The organism is Bacteroidota bacterium, from assembly GCA_018266835.1.
Taxonomy (GTDB): domain Bacteria; phylum Bacteroidota; class Ignavibacteria; order Tepidaquicellales; family Tepidaquicellaceae; genus JAFDZO01.
In genome coordinates this window covers 364,056-381,580 of the sequence record JAFDZP010000002.1, presented here as the reverse complement: position 1 = coordinate 381,580, position 17,525 = coordinate 364,056, and the positions used below count along the sequence as shown (strand labels likewise).

The following is a 17,525-nucleotide window of genomic DNA, read 5'->3' as shown; positions in this document are numbered from 1 at the left end:
TCTTGCAGGATTTTGTATTTCAAGGTCCCGCTGTTTTATTATTTAAAATAAATTATGATTGATAAACTAATAGCTTTTTCTATAAAGCAAAAAATAGTTGTAGGATTTTTAGTCCTGCTCTTAATAATATTCGGAGTAAGTTCTGCCATCAATTTACCGATTGATGCAGTCCCCGATATTACAAATAATCAAATTCAAATTATCACTGCAAGCCCAACTCTTTCTGCAACTGAAATAGAGCGCTTCATTACTTACCCTATAGAAATATCGCTTTCTAATACTCCAAAATTGGTTGAGCTGCGTTCAATTTCAAAATTAGGTGTTTCAGTTGTTACGGCTGTGTTTGATGATAATGTCGATATATATTTTGCGAGAAATTTAATTTTTCAGAAATTAAAAGAGGCAGAAGAGAATATCCCGCAGGGACTAGGAACACCTGAGATGGCGCCGATAAGCACAGGTCTTGGAGAAGTCTATCAGTATGTAGTGAGACCGGAAAGAAAAGGTGATACAACATTTTCTGATATGGAACTTCGGACTATTCAGGATTGGATAGTCAAAAGACAGTTACTCGGAACAGCAGGCGTTGCAGAGGTAAATAGTTTTGGAGGATATGAAAAGCAATATCAGATATTGGTGAATGCTGATGCTTTGCGCTCTTATAATATTTCAATGCACGAAGTTTTTGATGCTGTAAATAAAAATAATTCCAATGTCGGCGGTTCATTTATTGAACACAACTCAGAACAATATTCTATTAGAGGAATTGGGATTATAGAAAATAAAGATGATATTAATAATATAGTAATAAAAAGCGAACATGGAATTCCTGTATATTTAAATCAAATAGCAGAGGTTGAAGAAGCCGGAGGGATAAGATACGGAGCTGTCACACAGGATGGAAAAGGTGAAGTTGTAGCAGGAATTGTTATGATGCTCAAGGGCGCAAACTCACGAGAAGTTGCAAATACTGTTCATAAAAAAATTGAAGAGATAAAAACTACACTGCCTGAAGGTGTTACTGTTGACGAATTCTACAATAGAGAGGATTTGGTTGATAGAGCAATTGTAACGGTAGAAAAAAATTTAGCTGAAGGCGCAATTATAGTAATATTTGTTTTAGTGCTTTTGCTTGGAAATCTACGAGCCGGATTTATAGTCGCTTCCGTAATTCCGCTTTCAATGCTCTTTGCGCTTATAATGATGAACTTGTTCGGGGTTTCAGGAAATTTAATGTCGTTGGGAGCGATTGATTTCGGATTAATCGTTGATGGCGCTGTTATCATTGTAGAGAGTATTATCGTGGCAATATCACATTCAATTCATAAGCACCAAAGACCTCTGCATAAAGATGAAATGCAGGACACGATATTCAAATCTACCACCGGAATAATAAAATCTGCGATTTTCGGAATATTAATTATCATCGTTGTTTACCTGCCTATATTTGCATTAGGAGGCATCGAAGGGAAAATGTTCAAGCCAATGGCGTTTACAGTTGGGTTTGCATTAATAGGGGCTTTGCTGTTATCGCTTACATATGTTCCTATGATGAGTGATTTAATTCTAAAAAGGGATCAGAAGGAGAAAGAAACTATTGCCGACAAAATAATAAACTTTATTAAAGGATTATATCTCCCTTCTTTAAAATTTGCTTTAAAAAGAAAAACATTGGTTATTATTTCTGCTGTGATAGCTTTGGCATTCAGTATTGTACTTTTTTTTAGGTTGGGAGGGGAGTTTATTCCGAAACTTGATGAAGGGGATGTAGCATATCAGATTGCAAGATTACCCGGAGTATCTTTGAAAGAATCAAAAAGGATAGGTACAATCTGTGAACAGATATTAGTATCAAAATTCCCTGAAGTTAAAACAGTTGTAACTAAAACAGGCGCTGCTGAAATTGCAACTGACCCGATGGGAGTAGAATTTAGTGATGTATTGGTAATGTTAAAACCAAAAGAGGAGTGGAGAAAAAATATAAATAAAGAAGAACTTGTTGAAATGATGCATAAGGAGTTGTCAGTTGTTCCGGGAATCGGGTTATCATTTACTCAACCAATCGAGCTAAGATTTAACGAGCTGATTTCCGGGGCAAAAGGAGATATTGCTGTGAAAATATTCGGAGAAGATTTGTCTGAGTTATCAAAAGCAGGAAGTGATGCTGCTAAAATTATCTCAGGAATAGTAGGAGCAGAAGATGTCTCGGTTCAGCAGTTAGAAGGTTTACCTCAGCTTCAAATAAAAATTAAAAGAGATAAGATTGCCAGATATGGAATTAACATAAGCGAGGTAAATGAAATAATAGAAACAGGTTTGGCGGGAAAAACTGCGGGAGTTGTCTTTGAAGGTGACAAAAAATTCGATCTGGTAATTAAGTATCAACAGGATTACAGGAAAGATATGGAGCAGATAAAAAATATTCTTGTCAATTCTTCCAATGGAGCAAAGATTCCTTTGAATGAATTAGCGGATATAAACATTGATGAGGGACCTGCGGAGATTACAAGAGATAACGGAAAAAGAAGAATCGTTGCTCAGTGTAATGTAAGGGGCAGAGATATTGAAAGCTTTGTGAATGAACTTCAGGTTAAAATAAAAGATAATTTAAAAATGCCTCCCGGATATTCATTAGAGTACGGCGGTCAATTTAAGAATTTGGAAAGTGCAAAGCAAAGATTGTATGTAGCTGTTCCGGTTTCATTGTTTTTTATTTTTGCTTTACTCTTCGTAACTTTTAATTCGGTTAAGCAGGGGCTGCTTGTTTTCAGCGGAATTCCGTTCGCAATTGTCGGAGGTATTTTTGCTTTGGTTATAAGAGATATTCCGTTCAGCATTTCCGCAGGAGTAGGATTCATCGCTCTCTTCGGTGTAGCAGTATTAAATGGAATAGTAATGATAGCGCACTTTAATAAACTTGAAAAAGAAGGTGTGAAAGATGTTCACGAGAGAATAATATTAGGGACTTCTGCGAGACTGCGGCCAATTTTAATGACAGCTCTTGTCGCATCACTTGGATTTATTCCTATGGCAATTTCTACAGGGGCAGGGGCTGAAGTGCAGAAGCCGCTTGCAACGGTGGTTATTGGGGGATTGATTTCTTCCACTCTCCTTACTTTGATTGTTCTTCCGTTGCTTTACTCAATCTTTAATAAGAAAAGTAATTTTAAAATGAGCTCACACATAAAAGCGACTATTTTCCTTTTGTTTATTTTATTACCGTCAATTTCGTTTGCACAGATAAATGATATAGATAAATATATTGAAATGGGTATAAAGAGAAATAGCGAAATTGAAGCACTCCGTCTGAATATTGAGAAAGAAGAAGCGGGGCTTAAAAAATCTGTTAATATCCCAAAACCGCAATTATTTTTAGAATACGAAGGAGTTAAAGGAGGTATTGAAAATTTTGAAAGCAGAAAGATTGGAATAACGCAGGAACTTGAGTTTCCGTCTGTTTACTTCATGCGTTCGGATGTTCAGTCAGTTCAGATAGAAATTGCAAAAGCAGAACTTCAGAATAAAATAAATTCAGTTACGGCGGAGATAAAAATAGCTTATTACACAGCAATGCTGCATAGTTCATTGATACAGATAGCTAAGGAAAATGTAAAAATCAGCGATGAATTTTTAAAAACAGCAGAACGAAAACTTGATGCAGGGTTTACAACTTCGCTTGATGTTTTGAATGCAAAAGTTAATAAGTCAAAAACGGAAAACGAACTGAAAAATATTGAAAATGATTTGAAAAAATCTTTTTCAGAGCTGCAGTTATTATTGAATGCTGATGTTTCTGAAATAAAAATTGAAATGGATACAGCTGCTCGTTTATATGATGTTCGGCTTGATGAAATGTTAAGAAGTGCTTTGCAAAATAATCCGGAGCTGATTTTAAGCAGATTGAAAAAGGAGAGAGCGGAAAATAAAATTTCTCTCGCAAAGTCTTTATTGCTGCCGAATATTTCACTGAAATATTACAATCTGAAATTAGGAAGTGAGAGCGGTTACTATGGATTTGAAGTCGGGCTTGGCATTCCCGTTTGGTTCTGGCTGGAGAATTCAGGAGAGATAAGCGAGGCTAAGGTTGAAAAAAAAATAATGCAATCGGAAGAAGACTTCACATTAAGAAGATTGAAATCAGATGTAAAAAATGCGTTTGATGATTTTTCAAACAGCAAACGACAAGCTGACTTTATAAATAATGGTGTACTGGATGAAGCACGACAGATTATGGATGCTACAAAAAGGAGTTATGATGAAGGCACTGCATCTTATAATGATTTCTTACAAGCTTTAAGAACTTATATGGATGTACAAGCAGCGTATGCCGGTAACCGGTATAATTTAAAAATTTCAATAATTAATTTAGAAAAGATTACAGGGAGAGTTTTAAAATGAGACATATAAAAATCGTAATAATATTTCTAACATTAGGAGTATTTATATCCTGCGGGAAAAAACAGGAAGCTTCAGAGGAAAAAAAAGAAGAGCATCATCATGAAGAAGAAAATAAAACAGAGGTTTCACTTTCAAAAGAGCAGATTAAATTAATGGGAATAGAGGTTTCACCGATAACAGATATGAATATTTCAGGATATATAAAAGTTACAGGGGAAGTGAAGATAAATCAGGAACAGGAATCTAAAGTTGGCGGGATAATAAGCGGCAGAATAAAATCAGTTAATGTTAAAGAGGGGGCTAATGTAAGAGCAGGTCAGGTTCTTGCAACAGTTGAAAATATTGACCTTGTTAGCATTCAGACAGACTACATATCAGCAAAAAATGATGTTGAATATGCAAAGCAGGAATTAGACAGGCAAAAAAGAATTAGTGATATCACTTCCAGGAAAACTATAGCAGAGTTAGAGGCAAATTATAAAAGAGCAGTTACCAATATGAGGTCGCTTGAGCAAAGATTATCAAGTTATAAGATTAATAAAAACCGTTTCGATAATCTTGATGAAGATACAACTGTTAATGTTCAGAGGTTTTATTCTATAGTTTCACCTATCTCAGGAAATGTTGTTTCAAAGATGATCACGATAGGGCAGTTTGTTGAACCGTCAACGGAGATGTTTCATATTGTGAATACTTCAACTGTATATGTTGATTTAAATATTTTTGAAAAAGATTTATCTAAAATATCGAAAGGTCAAAAAGTAAAAATTGAAACATCTACCTATGGAGATGAAGTATTTGAAGGCAATATAGCGAACATCAATTCAATTTTTGATGATGCAAGCCGCACGGTAAAAGTCAGAGTTCTGATAAAAAATAAGGATAATAAACTACTGCCCAATATGTTTGTAACAGCTAAAATATTGATAGAGGAAAATAACGTAAAAGCAGTTTCCAAATCTTCTTTAATAGAAGAAGGAGAGTCAAAATATATTTTTGTAAGAACTAATGAAAAAGCTGAGCATGAACATGAAGAGGATGGGCATAAGAACGATATACATAAAAGTGAAGAGCATAAGAGTGGTGACAAAATTGTTTTCAAGAAAATAAATGTAAGAACGGGAGTTGAAGATGATAAGTACATTGAGATATTTCCGATTGATAAAATGGAGGAAGACAATGAAGTCGTTACAACCGGAGCATTTTATCTGCGTTCGGAAATGAAAAAAGGCGAGTTAGGAGAGCACGACCATTAATTAATAAAAATGGAAAAAAAATCTTATTTATATGATTTTTTTGAAGAAAGTAAAAGTATTTTTATAGTCTACTTAACTGATTATTGTTTTGCTATGTGCAAATCGCACAAACAATATTCATTCCGAATTTTCAAAAATATATTTTTTCTTATGATGTAAATCATACAATAAGACTGTAAAAGTATTTAAGTTTGTTATAGAGAACTTAACCAATATGATATGAACAAAAGCGTCATACATCACAAAGCGGATTCACTGTTCTTACTGAACGATGTGAATTCCGATGACCCTGACACACCGGTTGCAAGTCTTGATATCAGAGCCAATATTTTCTGGGTAAAATTACCCTACAACAACACAATTAACTTCTAACCCTCTACCGGAGGTTTTTATGAAAACCTTAATTAAATACTTCGCATTAATAATTTTTTTAGCAGTAATTTTTATTCCTTTTAACTCTCTTGGAGCAAAAACAATTTTTTACTCAGGAAATAATTTATCACCTGAAGAAATAGAATTTCTTAATGCTGCATACAAAGATGAATGCAGAGACCAGTATTTCTTCAAAAAAGCATATGAAAAATTTCCTGATGCAGGTGCGTTTGCAAAAATAATGAACTCAGAGCAAAATCACATGAGCGCTTTGGAAACTGTATTCAATAAGTATGATTTGGAAACTCCAAAAAATCTTGATTTTTCAGATATAGTATTGCCTTCCACTTCAGATGAAGCATGCGCAACGGGTCTGAAGTATGAAAAAGAAAATGTAGAGATGTATAAAAAATTTCTTTTGAATGTATCTAATACTTTTCTGAAAACAGTTTTTGAAGACCTGAGAGATATTACAATTAATAGGAACATACCCGCACTTGAAAAGTGTAAGTAATTTAGTATTTCCTTTTGTTTACCAACCAAGGTCACCGGAATTTTTTCGGTGGCCTTTTTTGTTTTATTATGAACTTTTTTCCATTATTTAAGTTAAAATTTAATCATTTAAAACATTTGATAAAAACATTATAATTAATCAATTAGTATATATGTCCCGAAATCCTCTTTTTGTCTTAATCCTAATCTGTTTTTCTTTTCTTCTGTTAAACAGCGCCTCTGCTCAGGATAGCTGGTGGAAAGAAAAAAAATATAAAGATGACTTTACACGTCAGAAGTATGCTCTATGTAAAAAAACTTTCAAAGATATAGGAAGCGGATTAAGTTATCAGCAAGTCTCAGGTATAAGCAGATACTTTGATGAACAGGTCTATTTAAATATTATAAGTAACGAAAAAGGCTATTACAGCTCATCACAAGCTGAATTGATTTTAACTGACTTCATGGATTACTTCAGAGTGACTTCTTTTTCATTTAAGCGCTCCACGCGATATAACACTTATGCTTTTGCAATGGGAAAGTATAAATATTCTATCAACGGGAATAAAAATGAACTGGAAGTATCTATATCTCTGAAATTCTATAGAGATGAATGGTTCATTGACCAAATTATGATTAACTGACAATATGTAATGCTGAAAAATCTTTCACAGATTAATACTTCGCTGAACAATAAATTTGGAAGGCGGTTAAAATTTTTAATTTTAATCGCTTTTTTACTTTTGTTCTGGAACCTAGCATCTAACCTCACTTTCAGGCTGATACTTACTTCAAACAGCAATAATCCGGATGTTTTAACGGGAAAAAATAATGAAAAAATAAACTACATCCTTAACTCGTTTCAAAAATTATCTGATGAAACAATTACAGAGGCAAGGAAAATTTCTTCGAATACAGAAATCAGAAAAACGATTCAGTCAGGTGAAAATAAAAAAGTATTTGATGAATTTCTGAAAAAATTTCCCGGCTCACCATATCAGATTGAGATATACAACAAACCTTTAGAGCTTATTGCATTTGAAGGCAGGGAAATTTCTCCAAAAACCTTCAGTCTGCAAAAAGCATTGACAGGCAAAAGTTTTTCAATCATAAAAGAAATTAGTTTCTACACCTATCTGGTTGTTTATATGCCGATAAGAGATTTACAGGATACAAACACAATAATCGGTGTTTCAACTACAGCAAGACTAATTGATAATAAATTTCAAATCAAAAATAAATTTATTACTTATGATGGGCTTTCAAGTGAAGTAGAAGAAAAATATAAGGTGACTCCTGATATAATTGCTGCCGATGAAATTACGGGGAAAATTATTAACGATACGGTTTCAAATAAATCCGCTGTTGTATTTGATTTAAAAGGATTAGACGGAACAATAATAGGGAAAATTGCGCTGCCTGAATATAATCAGGAGAATTATTTTTCTGAAATAAATACTCTGAATGATAAAATAAATTCCCTGACAATTTTTCTTCTTTCTCTGATTTCACTTGTTATAATTTTAGAGCTGCTAGCAAAGTTCAATTCAATTTGGTTAAAGTCAGCTTGTCTGCTCGTGTTTCTTGTTCTAATTAGGTTTTTATGGCTTAAAATTGGTTTCCCATCTGTATTGCTTGAATCTGATTTATTTTCTCCTGCATATTATGCTTCGACATTCGGAAAAGGAATTGTAAAATCAGCCGGTGATTTATTAATAAGCTCAGTGCTTGGCTTGATATGGGGGTTTTATGTTTTCCAAAATATATTCAAACATTATAAAGATAACGGAAGAAAACCGGGAAATTTAATCTGGATATATTTTGAACTGTTTCTTCAGATTATTTTTTTCTTCGGCATAATTTATATTCTTGGGATAATAGTTCAGAGTGTTGTATTTGATTCTAATCTGAAGTTTCTTGATAAGACAAGTTTGATTCCGGATGCCGGCCTTATCTTCATTCTCATCTCAATTTTTCTTTGCGGTATCACGGCGTTCATATTCCTAACTATACTCGTTGTCAACGAGTTTTATTCAGTTATAAAGTTCGACTTAATTACAAATAAAATTGTTAGAAAATACTTTCTGGTTTTTCTTTTTATACTTTTTGTACTGGTAAGCCAGCTGATAGAATTAATGTTTGCGGATTTCCCGGTGTCTGTATATCAAAGATTGCTGATAATCTCTTCAATATTTCTCTTCTCTTATTTTTTATGCAGAAATATTTTGCTTAAAAGGGAATTCCGAATTTTCTCCTATGCTAATATTTCTTTGCTTGTGCTAATCAGTTTAATTTCAATTCCCTATATACTTCTTGAAAAGCTTACTGTTCAGGAAACCAGATTTGTAGAGCTTATTGGAAATAAGCTTGCAGGAGATGATAATGACAGAATTCTATTCTTAATCACAACTGAATTAAACAAAATTGTTGAGAACAAGGATGCAGAAAATTTACTTACAAGCAAAATCAATAATACTTCTAACCTTGCTTTTTCGATTTGGGCGGATAGCAAATTAAGCTCAGAAAATTTCAATTCTTCAGTATTACTGCTGGATACAAATTATAATCTCGTTACTGATTTTAATATTAATTATAACAGCCTTAATGTAGATTCAGTCATTAATTTTATAAAAAAATCTTCACGTCTTTCAAAGTATGGTTCAGTCTCTCCTGTTAAAGATACAATTGCTTCAGCAGATAGTGTTTACTCTGAAGAACCTGATTATAACGGTACCACTCTGGAAGAATTTGTAAGGTCTTCTGAGGATGATTCATCCAAAATAAAAAATAAGTTTTCTGTTTTCAAAAACACTGAGAATAAATATTACTCGGGAATTGTTACTCTCGAAAAAATTGATTTACGTAACACTGAGTTTGCTAAAAAAACAGGATATGCAGTAGTAACAGTACAGTATGAACCGAAAAATCTTCTTGTGCAGTCCTCGTTTCAAATTTTTAAGAATTATACAAAAGATAATTTATTCGATAAGTTAATTTCTACTCCGGTAATCACTGAATATATAGATGATGAGTTTGTAAGCTCTACTGACCCGGAAATATCCAAAGGAAATACGAAGTCAATCGAGAGTTTTAAAGATTTTGTAAGGAATAAAGATAATAAGTCAGTATGGCGCTATGAAACATTTAACAATGAAAAATATCGTACATTTTATACTCTGGTCAATACACCGGACGATTATGAAAAAATTTATTCTATAAGTATTAAAAGAAACGATGCATATCTTATTTTGTATTTTTATTTAAAATTTGTATTGTTTATTGTGATGATATACGGATTGATCAGCTTTCTTTATTTTCTGTATTACGTCGCATCCAGAAATCTTATTGTGTTCAATTTCAGAGAGAAGCTCCTTACATCATTTATAATTGTTTCAGTTATTCCAATTATACTTCTCGCAATTTATACTCGCGGTTATATAAAAAATAAGTATGATATATCATTTGAGAATCAGATAAAATCTGATTTAAATTTAATCGCAGAGAGCTTCAAAAATAACAATCAGAATTTTCTGAATGAGAGAATAGCAGACAGTTTAAAGCAAAAAGAAAAAACAATACTAAACAAAAGTCTATCCCGCTCCGATAAAAATTTTAATCTTTATACAGGGCTAAAATTGTTTTCAACGACGAATGAAGAATTATTTAAATCAGATTTACTTGATAACAGAATTGACGGAGGTGCTTATTATAATCTTAATTACGAGAAGAAAGATATTTATTTTAAAAATCTTGATTTGCCGGGCTTTTCATTTTATGCGGGATACACTCCTATACTAGATAAAAATAATAACGTCAGGGCTATTATTTCTTCACAGACTGTTTACAGGCAGAATGAAATAAATGAAGAGCTTACAGAATCTCTTACATTTATTTTCGGTATATACATTATTGTTATTATCATTCTATTATTGTTTATCACTTTCTTTGTAGAAAGAATTACGCGCCCTATTTCTATTTTAAAGCTTGCCACTGATAAACTTTCCAGAGGAGAAACGAATATTGAAATCAAGCTTGATAGCAAGGATGAATTCGGCAGCCTTATAGATTCGTTCAACCGGATGACGCGCGAGCTTGAATCATCAAAAGAAAAATTAAAAAAAGCGGAGAGGGAAGCTGCATGGCGTGATATTGCTCGAAGAGTTGCACATGAGATTAAAAATCCTCTGACACCTATGAAGTTATCCGTCCAGCATCTTTATGACTTATACCTTCGAAAGAAAACTGACGAGGAGTTTGAAATTACTCTTACCAAAACAAAAGATATAATGCTGAACGAAATTGATAAGCTGAATAAAATTGCAACTGAGTTTTCAAACTTCGCAAAACTTCCGCAGAGAAAATATGAAAAAGTAAATATTAACGATGTTATATACGATGTTATCTCACTCTATGAAAAATTTCCGGGTATTACTTTCGATATTTCTTTAAAGGATAATCTTAGTGAAGTTACAGGCGATAAGCAGGAAATGAACAGAGTGTTCCAGAATATAATCAAGAATGCAGTGCAGTCAATCGATAAAGAGGGTTGGGTAAAAATTATTACATCAGAAGATAAGAGTTTTGTAAATGTTGTAATTGAAGATAATGGAGAAGGAATGGATAACGATATAATGCAGAAACTTTTTGAACCAAACTTTTCAACAAAGTCATCAGGTATGGGGCTTGGATTATCTATTACAAAAAAATCTTTAGATAATATGAATGCTAATATCGATTACGAGAGTGCAAAGGGTAAGGGTACAAAAGTTCGAATTAATTTTTCAAAAACTTTCCGGGAAAATAGTTGAGATTAGCTGCTAAAATATTGAAAGTAACGTGTGCAGTTTTCTTTGGAATTTATTTCATATCGTGCGCGAACCAGCAGCCTCCTTCGGGAGGAGATGACGATAAGGATGCTCCAAAAATTCTGAAAACTTCTCCTGCTAATAATACCGTAATGTACAGAGGTAATTCTATAAGATTTTATTTTGATGAATACGTTAACAGAAGAAGCTTTGAAGATGCCTTTAGAATTTCTCCGCTCCCAAAAGGAAGACCTAAGTTTGACTGGGGAGCAAAGGATGTAGAGGTTATTTATGAAGATGGTTTTGATAAAAATAAAACTTATTCTATTGTTATTACTAAAGACTTTAAGGATGTAAACGGCGGGAATGCTTTAAGTTCGCCTATCAATCTGGCATTTTCCACAGGGGATAAGATAGATAAAGGCAGTATCTCAGGTAAAATTGTTGCGGATACTTATGACAGGATGCTTATTACGGCTTACATCCTAACCTCTGCAAATGAAAGTTTTGTGAAACCGGATACATTAAAACCGGACTATGCAACTCAACCTGATGAAAACGGAAATTATTCACTAATGAATTTACCTAACGGTAAATACAGGCTTTATGCCTTTAATGATGATGACAGGAATTCTTTGTATAATAAAGATGTGGAAAAAATTGCTGTGCTTCCTTCAGATGTGATTGTCTCAGATTCAATCAGACAATCAGGAAACAATTTTCTTTTCAAAAGCTTTGAAACAGGAGTAATCGGGAAAGAATTTTATCAAACGCTAAAATCTGATTCACTTAATATTGTTTTTACATCTATTGATAATAATGCATCAGGTGTACCGGTAGATTCACGTTTTTATTTTTACTTTAAAAATAAAAAAATTAACAAGTTGGATATTGCAGATAACTTGAAGCTTACTGACTCTTCATCAAATGCAAATATAAAACTTGCTTTCAACTGGATTAATGATTCTTTACTTCAGGTATTTCCTTCTGAAAATTTGAAACAGGGGAAATCCTATTTATTCATACTTAAAACTTCTACTTTGGATTTCAGGCGAAACTTTAAATCAGTCTCTGAAAATCAGGTGGGTACAATTTCAGGAAGTGTTCTTATAAAAGATACTTTAAATACCCGGGCAAATATTGTCATTCAGCTTATAAATAAAATTAATTCATCTTATAGATATTCGATGAATAAAACCGGTCCCGGTGTCTTTAAATTTGAGAATGTTCCGGAAGGGGAGTATATGCTTTTTGCTTTTATTGATATGAATGGTTCGGGTAAGTATGATGCGGGAAAGTACTATCCTTATGAACCTTCAGAACCTTTTTTTGTATACGATAAAACATTGAAGGCTAAAGGAATGTGGAATACGGATAACGTTAATATTACGTTTTAACTTTTATTTCTCCTGCTAAAATCAGCTCTCTTATCTTAACAAATAAATTAAAAAGCATCAGCTCCAAATTTACATTATAGTCTATATCATTGATTGAATTTTCCAGCAGATTTATTATATCAAAATAGTCGCTGTCATATCTCATAGCAAATTTTGAAATGCTGTCCAGCTCATCTTTATTAATTATCAGCTCTTCAGCCCCGCTTCGTTTATAAAGAACATCTCTTATCCATATCTGCATCAGAATTAAAAACTGTCTCACCCTTTCCTTATCTTTCTTTCCCGTAATGAAATCAATATCAAATCCTGCTTTGATAGTATTCATCGTCACAAGATTTCTGAGTAACACTAAAACTTTTTTTCTCAGTTCATCATAATTTCCTTCAAGAATGCTCTGAGCTTTTGAAACGCTCCCGTCAGCAAGCTCTGAATAAAAATTTAACTGCGTTTCTCCAAGTTCAGGCTTTAAATCTTTAATATATTTTACAAGATTGCTTTTACTTATGCTGTCGAAATGAATTTTCTGACACCTTCCTATAATAGTAGGAAGCAGTGAATTTAATTTTGATGTCGTTAAAATTAATAAAGAATTTTTCGGCGGTTCTTCAAGAATTTTTAACAACGCATTCGCGCTTTGAGGATTCATATTATCGGCATCTGAAATGAGAAAAACTTTTGTCCTATTTTCAGCTCCTGTCAGATAAATTAGATCTTTTATTTCTCTTATTGAACTTATCCTGATAAAATTTGCTTTCTCTAGTGAAATTTTATGATAAGGATTTTCAGATTTACTTTCTATCTCACTCAGATAGCTTTCATAATCTGCTTTTTCTAATGATTGCAATACTGAATTTTCATCATCATCTTTTCCTGTTGGTAAAGCGGTAATGAATTTCAAAAGCATAGATTTTAAACTTTGAATATCTTTACAGTTCTTGCAAACATCACAAGGTCCTTTTTCAGGGTCCCGATTTTCGCAGTTAAGATACTTGGCAAACTCAATTGCAGCAGCATCTTTACCTACTCCCGGTTTTCCGTAAAAAATATAAGCATGAGAAATTCTATCGCTTGCGAGAATACTCTTAAAAATATTTTTTACTCTTTCCTGTCCTATTAAATTTGACCACATAATATTAAAATGTATTTCTTAAAAAGTATTTCCGATTCCGAATTGAATCTGCATTTTTTCACCGCTTTTAAAAATTGTACCTATATCATTTTGAAAAAGCCACTGTTTTTCAGGTGCGCCGGGGTCATATAATTTAAAACCTAAATCAAAACGGAAAGCACCAACAATAGTATAGTATCTGATACCTGCGCCGACTGCCAAAGCAATATGATCTAACCTGAAACTTTTGTAACTATCCCAGATGTTTCCATAGTCAAGAAAAGAAGCAAATCCTAAATCTCTTATCAATGTATTTTTGGATTTAGCAAAAGGTTTTGTTCTGTGTTCAAAGCTGCCGTCAATTATAAATCCTCCCCCGATTTCAGGGTCAACATTTGCAGCAAGTCTTCCTGCGCGCCAACCTCTTAATGTTGCGCTGCCGCCAATCGTAAAATTGGATTCATTTGGTACTAACTGGTCATCTATATTTATAGTATCAACTAAATATTTATTATCTCCGTATTGAAAAATATTCCCTATAATAATTTTTGTACCGAGAACGGATGTACCCGTATTTTCTTTGCTTATATCCCAGAATACTTTATTCTGCGTAGTAAGCTTAAAATAACTTGAAGTAGATGTATTAAACAAACTTTTTACCAGAAGTCCGAGTAAGCCTGTTTCTTCAAATGAATATGCGGCATAAGAACCCGTAGTTGGGAATTGTAAGTTATCTACCTGATTATGAATTAAAGAAAAACCAATGGAGGATGTGAAAATATTAATTACAGGTTGGTTCAGTTTTAATAGTGTATCATTTTCAGGAGTTATAACCAGCAGATTATCGTAATAAGATAATCTTTCATTCCCGAGTTTCCAGTCCAAAAGAAGATTGTTAAAATATGTAAATGAACGTAGTTCATATTTCATGCTTGCAAGATTTTTTACACTGGTAATATTATACCTTTGATCATTTATATCTGCTTTGTTCTGGCTTGTTATACCAAAGTTATCTGTGCCTGTTATTTTGTCGTTGTCAAACAAATGAGGCTGATACAATGTCATGAGGCCTTCATAACGATAATAATCAAAATCATGTAACAAAGCTTTTACTCCTGCAGTAAATACTCTGCCGCCTCCGAAGAAATATTTGTTTATAAATGTTAAACCGGCGCCGCCGTAAAATCTTCCGTCAATATCAAACCCGAAAATTTCCGGTTTAAGCTCATATTTATTTGTTACAATTGCATTAATTTTTAAATCAATTATCTGCTTTACCGAATCAATTTTATCAATCTGAATCCTTCCGTTCTCAAAAATTGCAATTTTTGAAATTCTGTTTTCACTGCTTACAAGTTTTTCTTTGCTGTAAACTTCACCTTCACTATATTGAAGCTCTCTGCGTAAATCATTTGCTTCAATATCATATATATTATTGATTAAAGTAATAGATGTCTTACCGAAATTGAATTTTGAGCGCGGAGTGAAATTTAATATTATATCTACTTTATTGGTAAGCGTGCTGTCTTTGGAAATGAATTTTACTATATCGGGGACATCTGCCTGAGCCAGTGCATATCCGTTATTTACAAGCAGTGTCAGAATTCTGGAAATCTCAAGCTGTACATCTGTTTTATTATAGTGTTTTCCTTCCCTGAGAATAGTATTTGCACTAAGAAGTGAATGCATATCGGAAGTTACATTCTCAATTCCATTATAAATTACTCTGTTTATTCTGTATCTTTCTTTTTCACTGATATTAAAAATTGCAATTATTTTAGTGCTGTCATCTCCCATTCTTGATGAGGTATCCACCTTTGCATCTAAGAAGCCGTTATCGAAATAAAATTTTTGAATTCGTTTTGAGTCAGTGTAAAATTCCGATGTAAGAAAACCGTCACTTTTGGGAATGCTTATAATTCCTTCAAGCAGTGATTCGTCAAAGGTTTGAGTGCCGTTAAATTGGAACTCAACTTCCTGAAGCTTTATATTGTAATTTTTCGGAGTGCCGGGATCTTGTTCATTTTCCTGTGAATATACGCATAAGTAAGCAATGAATACGAAAAAAAGAATCAGATATTTTCTTAAACTCATTATGGGGAGAAAAGTTGAATTTATAAGGCTATATCACAAAATTAATAACTCTTAATAACAAAAAAAGCCCAATAATAAAATAATTATTGGGCTTTAAAAAATATAGTTCGAAATTTCTTTAAAAATCCTTAGCTTCTTCGTCGTAGAAAAAGTCCTCGTCTGTAGGATAATCAAGCCAAATTTCTTCTATGCTTTCGTACGGTTCGTCATGGTCTTCAAGATCTTCCAGATTTTCGACGACCTCTTGCGGAGCACCGGATCTGGTAGCGTAATCAATAAGTTCTGATTTGTTAGCTGGCCATGGTGCGTCGTCAAGATAGGAAGCAAGTTCAAGCGTCCAAACCATTTTATGTTCCTCCTTAAAATGTTAATAAATGAATTTTAGCAAAATTAACGAAAAATTTCGTTACTTCAAACTAAAATATTAAAAATATTTTGTAAACTTTTGTTAACTGCTTTCAATTCAATTAACTGAATTTTTGCTTAAAAGTTTCAATATATACTAATCTCTTAGTCGCGGGTCTAAAGCGTCCCTTAACCCTTCTCCTATCAAGTTATATGCCACAACAGATAAGAATATCATAAATCCGGGGAATATTGCAAGCCACCAGGCATTTGAAGCCTCTCTGGCAGAATTGATCAATGAACCCCATGTTACCGTTGTTGCTTTTACACCAAATCCAAGAAAACTTAAAGATGCTTCAATTAAAATAGCTGATGCAACTGCAAATGCACCCGATACCAGAACCGGAGCAATGGCATTGGGCAAAATATGTCTGAATAATATTCTCATATTCGGCAGACCGACTGAATTAGCAGCCGTTACATATTCCATATTTCTTACTTTAAGAATTTCACCTCTAATAAGCTTAGCATCTGTTGTCCAGCCTGTTAGACCGATAGCTGCCATAATGTACCATATACTTGAACCGTAAATCGCAACAATTACTATAATCAAAAAGAAAATTGGCATATTCGTCATAATTTCCACAAATCTCATAATAAGAATATCCACTGTTCCTCCATAAAACCCAGCCAGACTGCCTAAAAGCACACCTATAAGCACAGCTAAACCTGCGGCAACAAAACCTACAGATAAAGAAATCCGCGAGCCGTGTATAAGTCCTGCGACTAAATCCCTGCCGATAGGGTCAGTTCCTAATAAATGTGTACTTGTTGGTTTTGAAAGAACATTCGATAAATCAACTTCACCCGGACCGTAAGGTGTAATCAATGGCCAGATCGTAGTGCCGAGTTTTCCCTGGTCATCAAGTGTTTTCCAGTTTACGTTAATGAGCTCCGGCGGGTCCCATTTTGTAAGTCCCATTGATACGGCATAATCTTTGAATACCGGAAAATATGTCTGCCCATTATATGAAGTATAAATTGGTTTGCTGTACGCTAAAAAGTCTGCGAAGACAGCTAAAATCACAAGCAATAATACAATGTATAACGATACAACTGCGGGTTTATTTTTTTTGAACTGATGCTTTACAAATGACCAGTAAGTTGAGTCAACTTCTTTCTGAGATTTTATCTGGTCTTCTGTTAAACCTTGCGGTTCACTATTTTCTTCCTGTAAACTCATTTTGTAAATAAAATT

Annotated in this window: 11 protein-coding genes; 7 read left to right on the top strand and 4 right to left on the bottom strand. The window is 33.3% G+C overall.

What is annotated here, in order from left to right; genetic code table 11:
• Positions 1 to 54: 54 nt before the first annotated feature.
• From JST55_03480 to JST55_03450, 7 genes are all read left to right on the top strand, one after another.
• A complete protein-coding gene (locus JST55_03480) occupies positions 55 to 4,398 on the top strand; it encodes a CusA/CzcA family heavy metal efflux RND transporter (GenBank protein ID MBS1492545.1) in 4,344 nt (1,447 codons plus the stop codon).
• Positions 4,395 to 5,654 (top strand): efflux RND transporter periplasmic adaptor subunit, encoded by a 1,260-nt coding sequence (locus tag JST55_03475; GenBank protein MBS1492544.1) that lies wholly within the window; start codon positions 4,395 to 4,397, stop codon positions 5,652 to 5,654. Before JST55_03480 ends, JST55_03475 begins: the two co-directional genes overlap by 4 nt.
• Before the next feature lie 219 nt (positions 5,655 to 5,873).
• Positions 5,874 to 6,026, top strand: a complete 153-nt coding sequence (locus tag JST55_03470) for a hypothetical protein (GenBank protein ID MBS1492543.1) — start codon at positions 5,874 to 5,876, stop codon at positions 6,024 to 6,026.
• A gap of 19 nt (positions 6,027 to 6,045) precedes the next feature.
• Entirely contained in the window at positions 6,046 to 6,540 is a 495-nt protein-coding gene (locus JST55_03465) for a DUF2202 domain-containing protein (protein MBS1492542.1), read from the top strand.
• A 151-nt stretch (positions 6,541 to 6,691) separates the two neighbouring features.
• The gene (locus JST55_03460; GenBank protein MBS1492541.1) at positions 6,692 to 7,162 is read left to right on the top strand and encodes a DUF4783 domain-containing protein; all 471 of its coding nucleotides are present in this window, start codon (positions 6,692 to 6,694) and stop codon (positions 7,160 to 7,162) included.
• Positions 7,163 to 7,171: 9 nt separating this feature from the next.
• Positions 7,172 to 11,326, top strand: a complete 4,155-nt coding sequence (locus JST55_03455; protein MBS1492540.1) for a HAMP domain-containing protein — start codon at positions 7,172 to 7,174, stop codon at positions 11,324 to 11,326.
• 17 nt (positions 11,327 to 11,343) lie between these two features.
• Positions 11,344 to 12,720 (top strand): Ig-like domain-containing protein, encoded by a 1,377-nt coding sequence (locus JST55_03450; protein ID MBS1492539.1) that lies wholly within the window; start codon positions 11,344 to 11,346, stop codon positions 12,718 to 12,720.
• On the opposite strand, the gene JST55_03445 is transcribed toward JST55_03450, so the two are convergent.
• The 4 genes from JST55_03445 to JST55_03430 form a co-directional block, all read right to left on the bottom strand.
• Positions 12,710 to 13,849, bottom strand: coding sequence for an AAA family ATPase (locus JST55_03445; protein MBS1492538.1), 1,140 nt, complete (start codon positions 13,847 to 13,849; stop codon positions 12,710 to 12,712). The two genes, JST55_03450 and JST55_03445, sit on opposite strands and share 11 nt — an antisense overlap.
• An 18-nt stretch (positions 13,850 to 13,867) precedes the next feature.
• Positions 13,868 to 15,922, bottom strand: a complete 2,055-nt coding sequence (locus JST55_03440) for a BamA/TamA family outer membrane protein (protein MBS1492537.1) — start codon at positions 15,920 to 15,922, stop codon at positions 13,868 to 13,870.
• Positions 15,923 to 16,040: 118 nt separating this feature from the next.
• A complete protein-coding gene (locus JST55_03435; protein MBS1492536.1) occupies positions 16,041 to 16,268 on the bottom strand; it encodes a DUF2795 domain-containing protein in 228 nt (75 codons plus the stop codon).
• A 156-nt stretch (positions 16,269 to 16,424) separates the two neighbouring features.
• Positions 16,425 to 17,510: an ABC transporter permease gene (locus JST55_03430; GenBank protein ID MBS1492535.1), complete on the bottom strand. Its 1,086-nt coding sequence runs from the start codon at positions 17,508 to 17,510 to the stop codon at positions 16,425 to 16,427.
• Positions 17,511 to 17,525 lie beyond the last annotated feature (15 nt).

Bases quoted from the DNA above. Each gene is read 5' to 3' on its own strand.
- JST55_03470 (MBS1492543.1), top strand. From the start codon at position 5,874: ATGAACAAAAGCGTCATACATCACAAAGCGGATTCACTGTTCTTACTG.
- JST55_03435 (MBS1492536.1), bottom strand. From the start codon at position 16,268: ATGGTTTGGACGCTTGAACTTGCTTCCTATCTTGACGACGCACCATGG.
- JST55_03460 (MBS1492541.1), top strand. From the start codon at position 6,692: ATGTCCCGAAATCCTCTTTTTGTCTTAATCCTAATCTGTTTTTCTTTT.
- JST55_03465 (MBS1492542.1), top strand. From the start codon at position 6,046: ATGAAAACCTTAATTAAATACTTCGCATTAATAATTTTTTTAGCAGTA.
- JST55_03455 (MBS1492540.1), top strand. From the start codon at position 7,172: ATGCTGAAAAATCTTTCACAGATTAATACTTCGCTGAACAATAAATTT.
- JST55_03480 (MBS1492545.1), top strand. From the start codon at position 55: ATGATTGATAAACTAATAGCTTTTTCTATAAAGCAAAAAATAGTTGTA.
- JST55_03475 (MBS1492544.1), top strand. From the start codon at position 4,395: ATGAGACATATAAAAATCGTAATAATATTTCTAACATTAGGAGTATTT.
- JST55_03440 (MBS1492537.1), bottom strand. From the start codon at position 15,922: ATGAGTTTAAGAAAATATCTGATTCTTTTTTTCGTATTCATTGCTTAC.
- JST55_03430 (MBS1492535.1), bottom strand. From the start codon at position 17,510: ATGAGTTTACAGGAAGAAAATAGTGAACCGCAAGGTTTAACAGAAGAC.
- JST55_03445 (MBS1492538.1), bottom strand. From the start codon at position 13,849: ATGTGGTCAAATTTAATAGGACAGGAAAGAGTAAAAAATATTTTTAAG.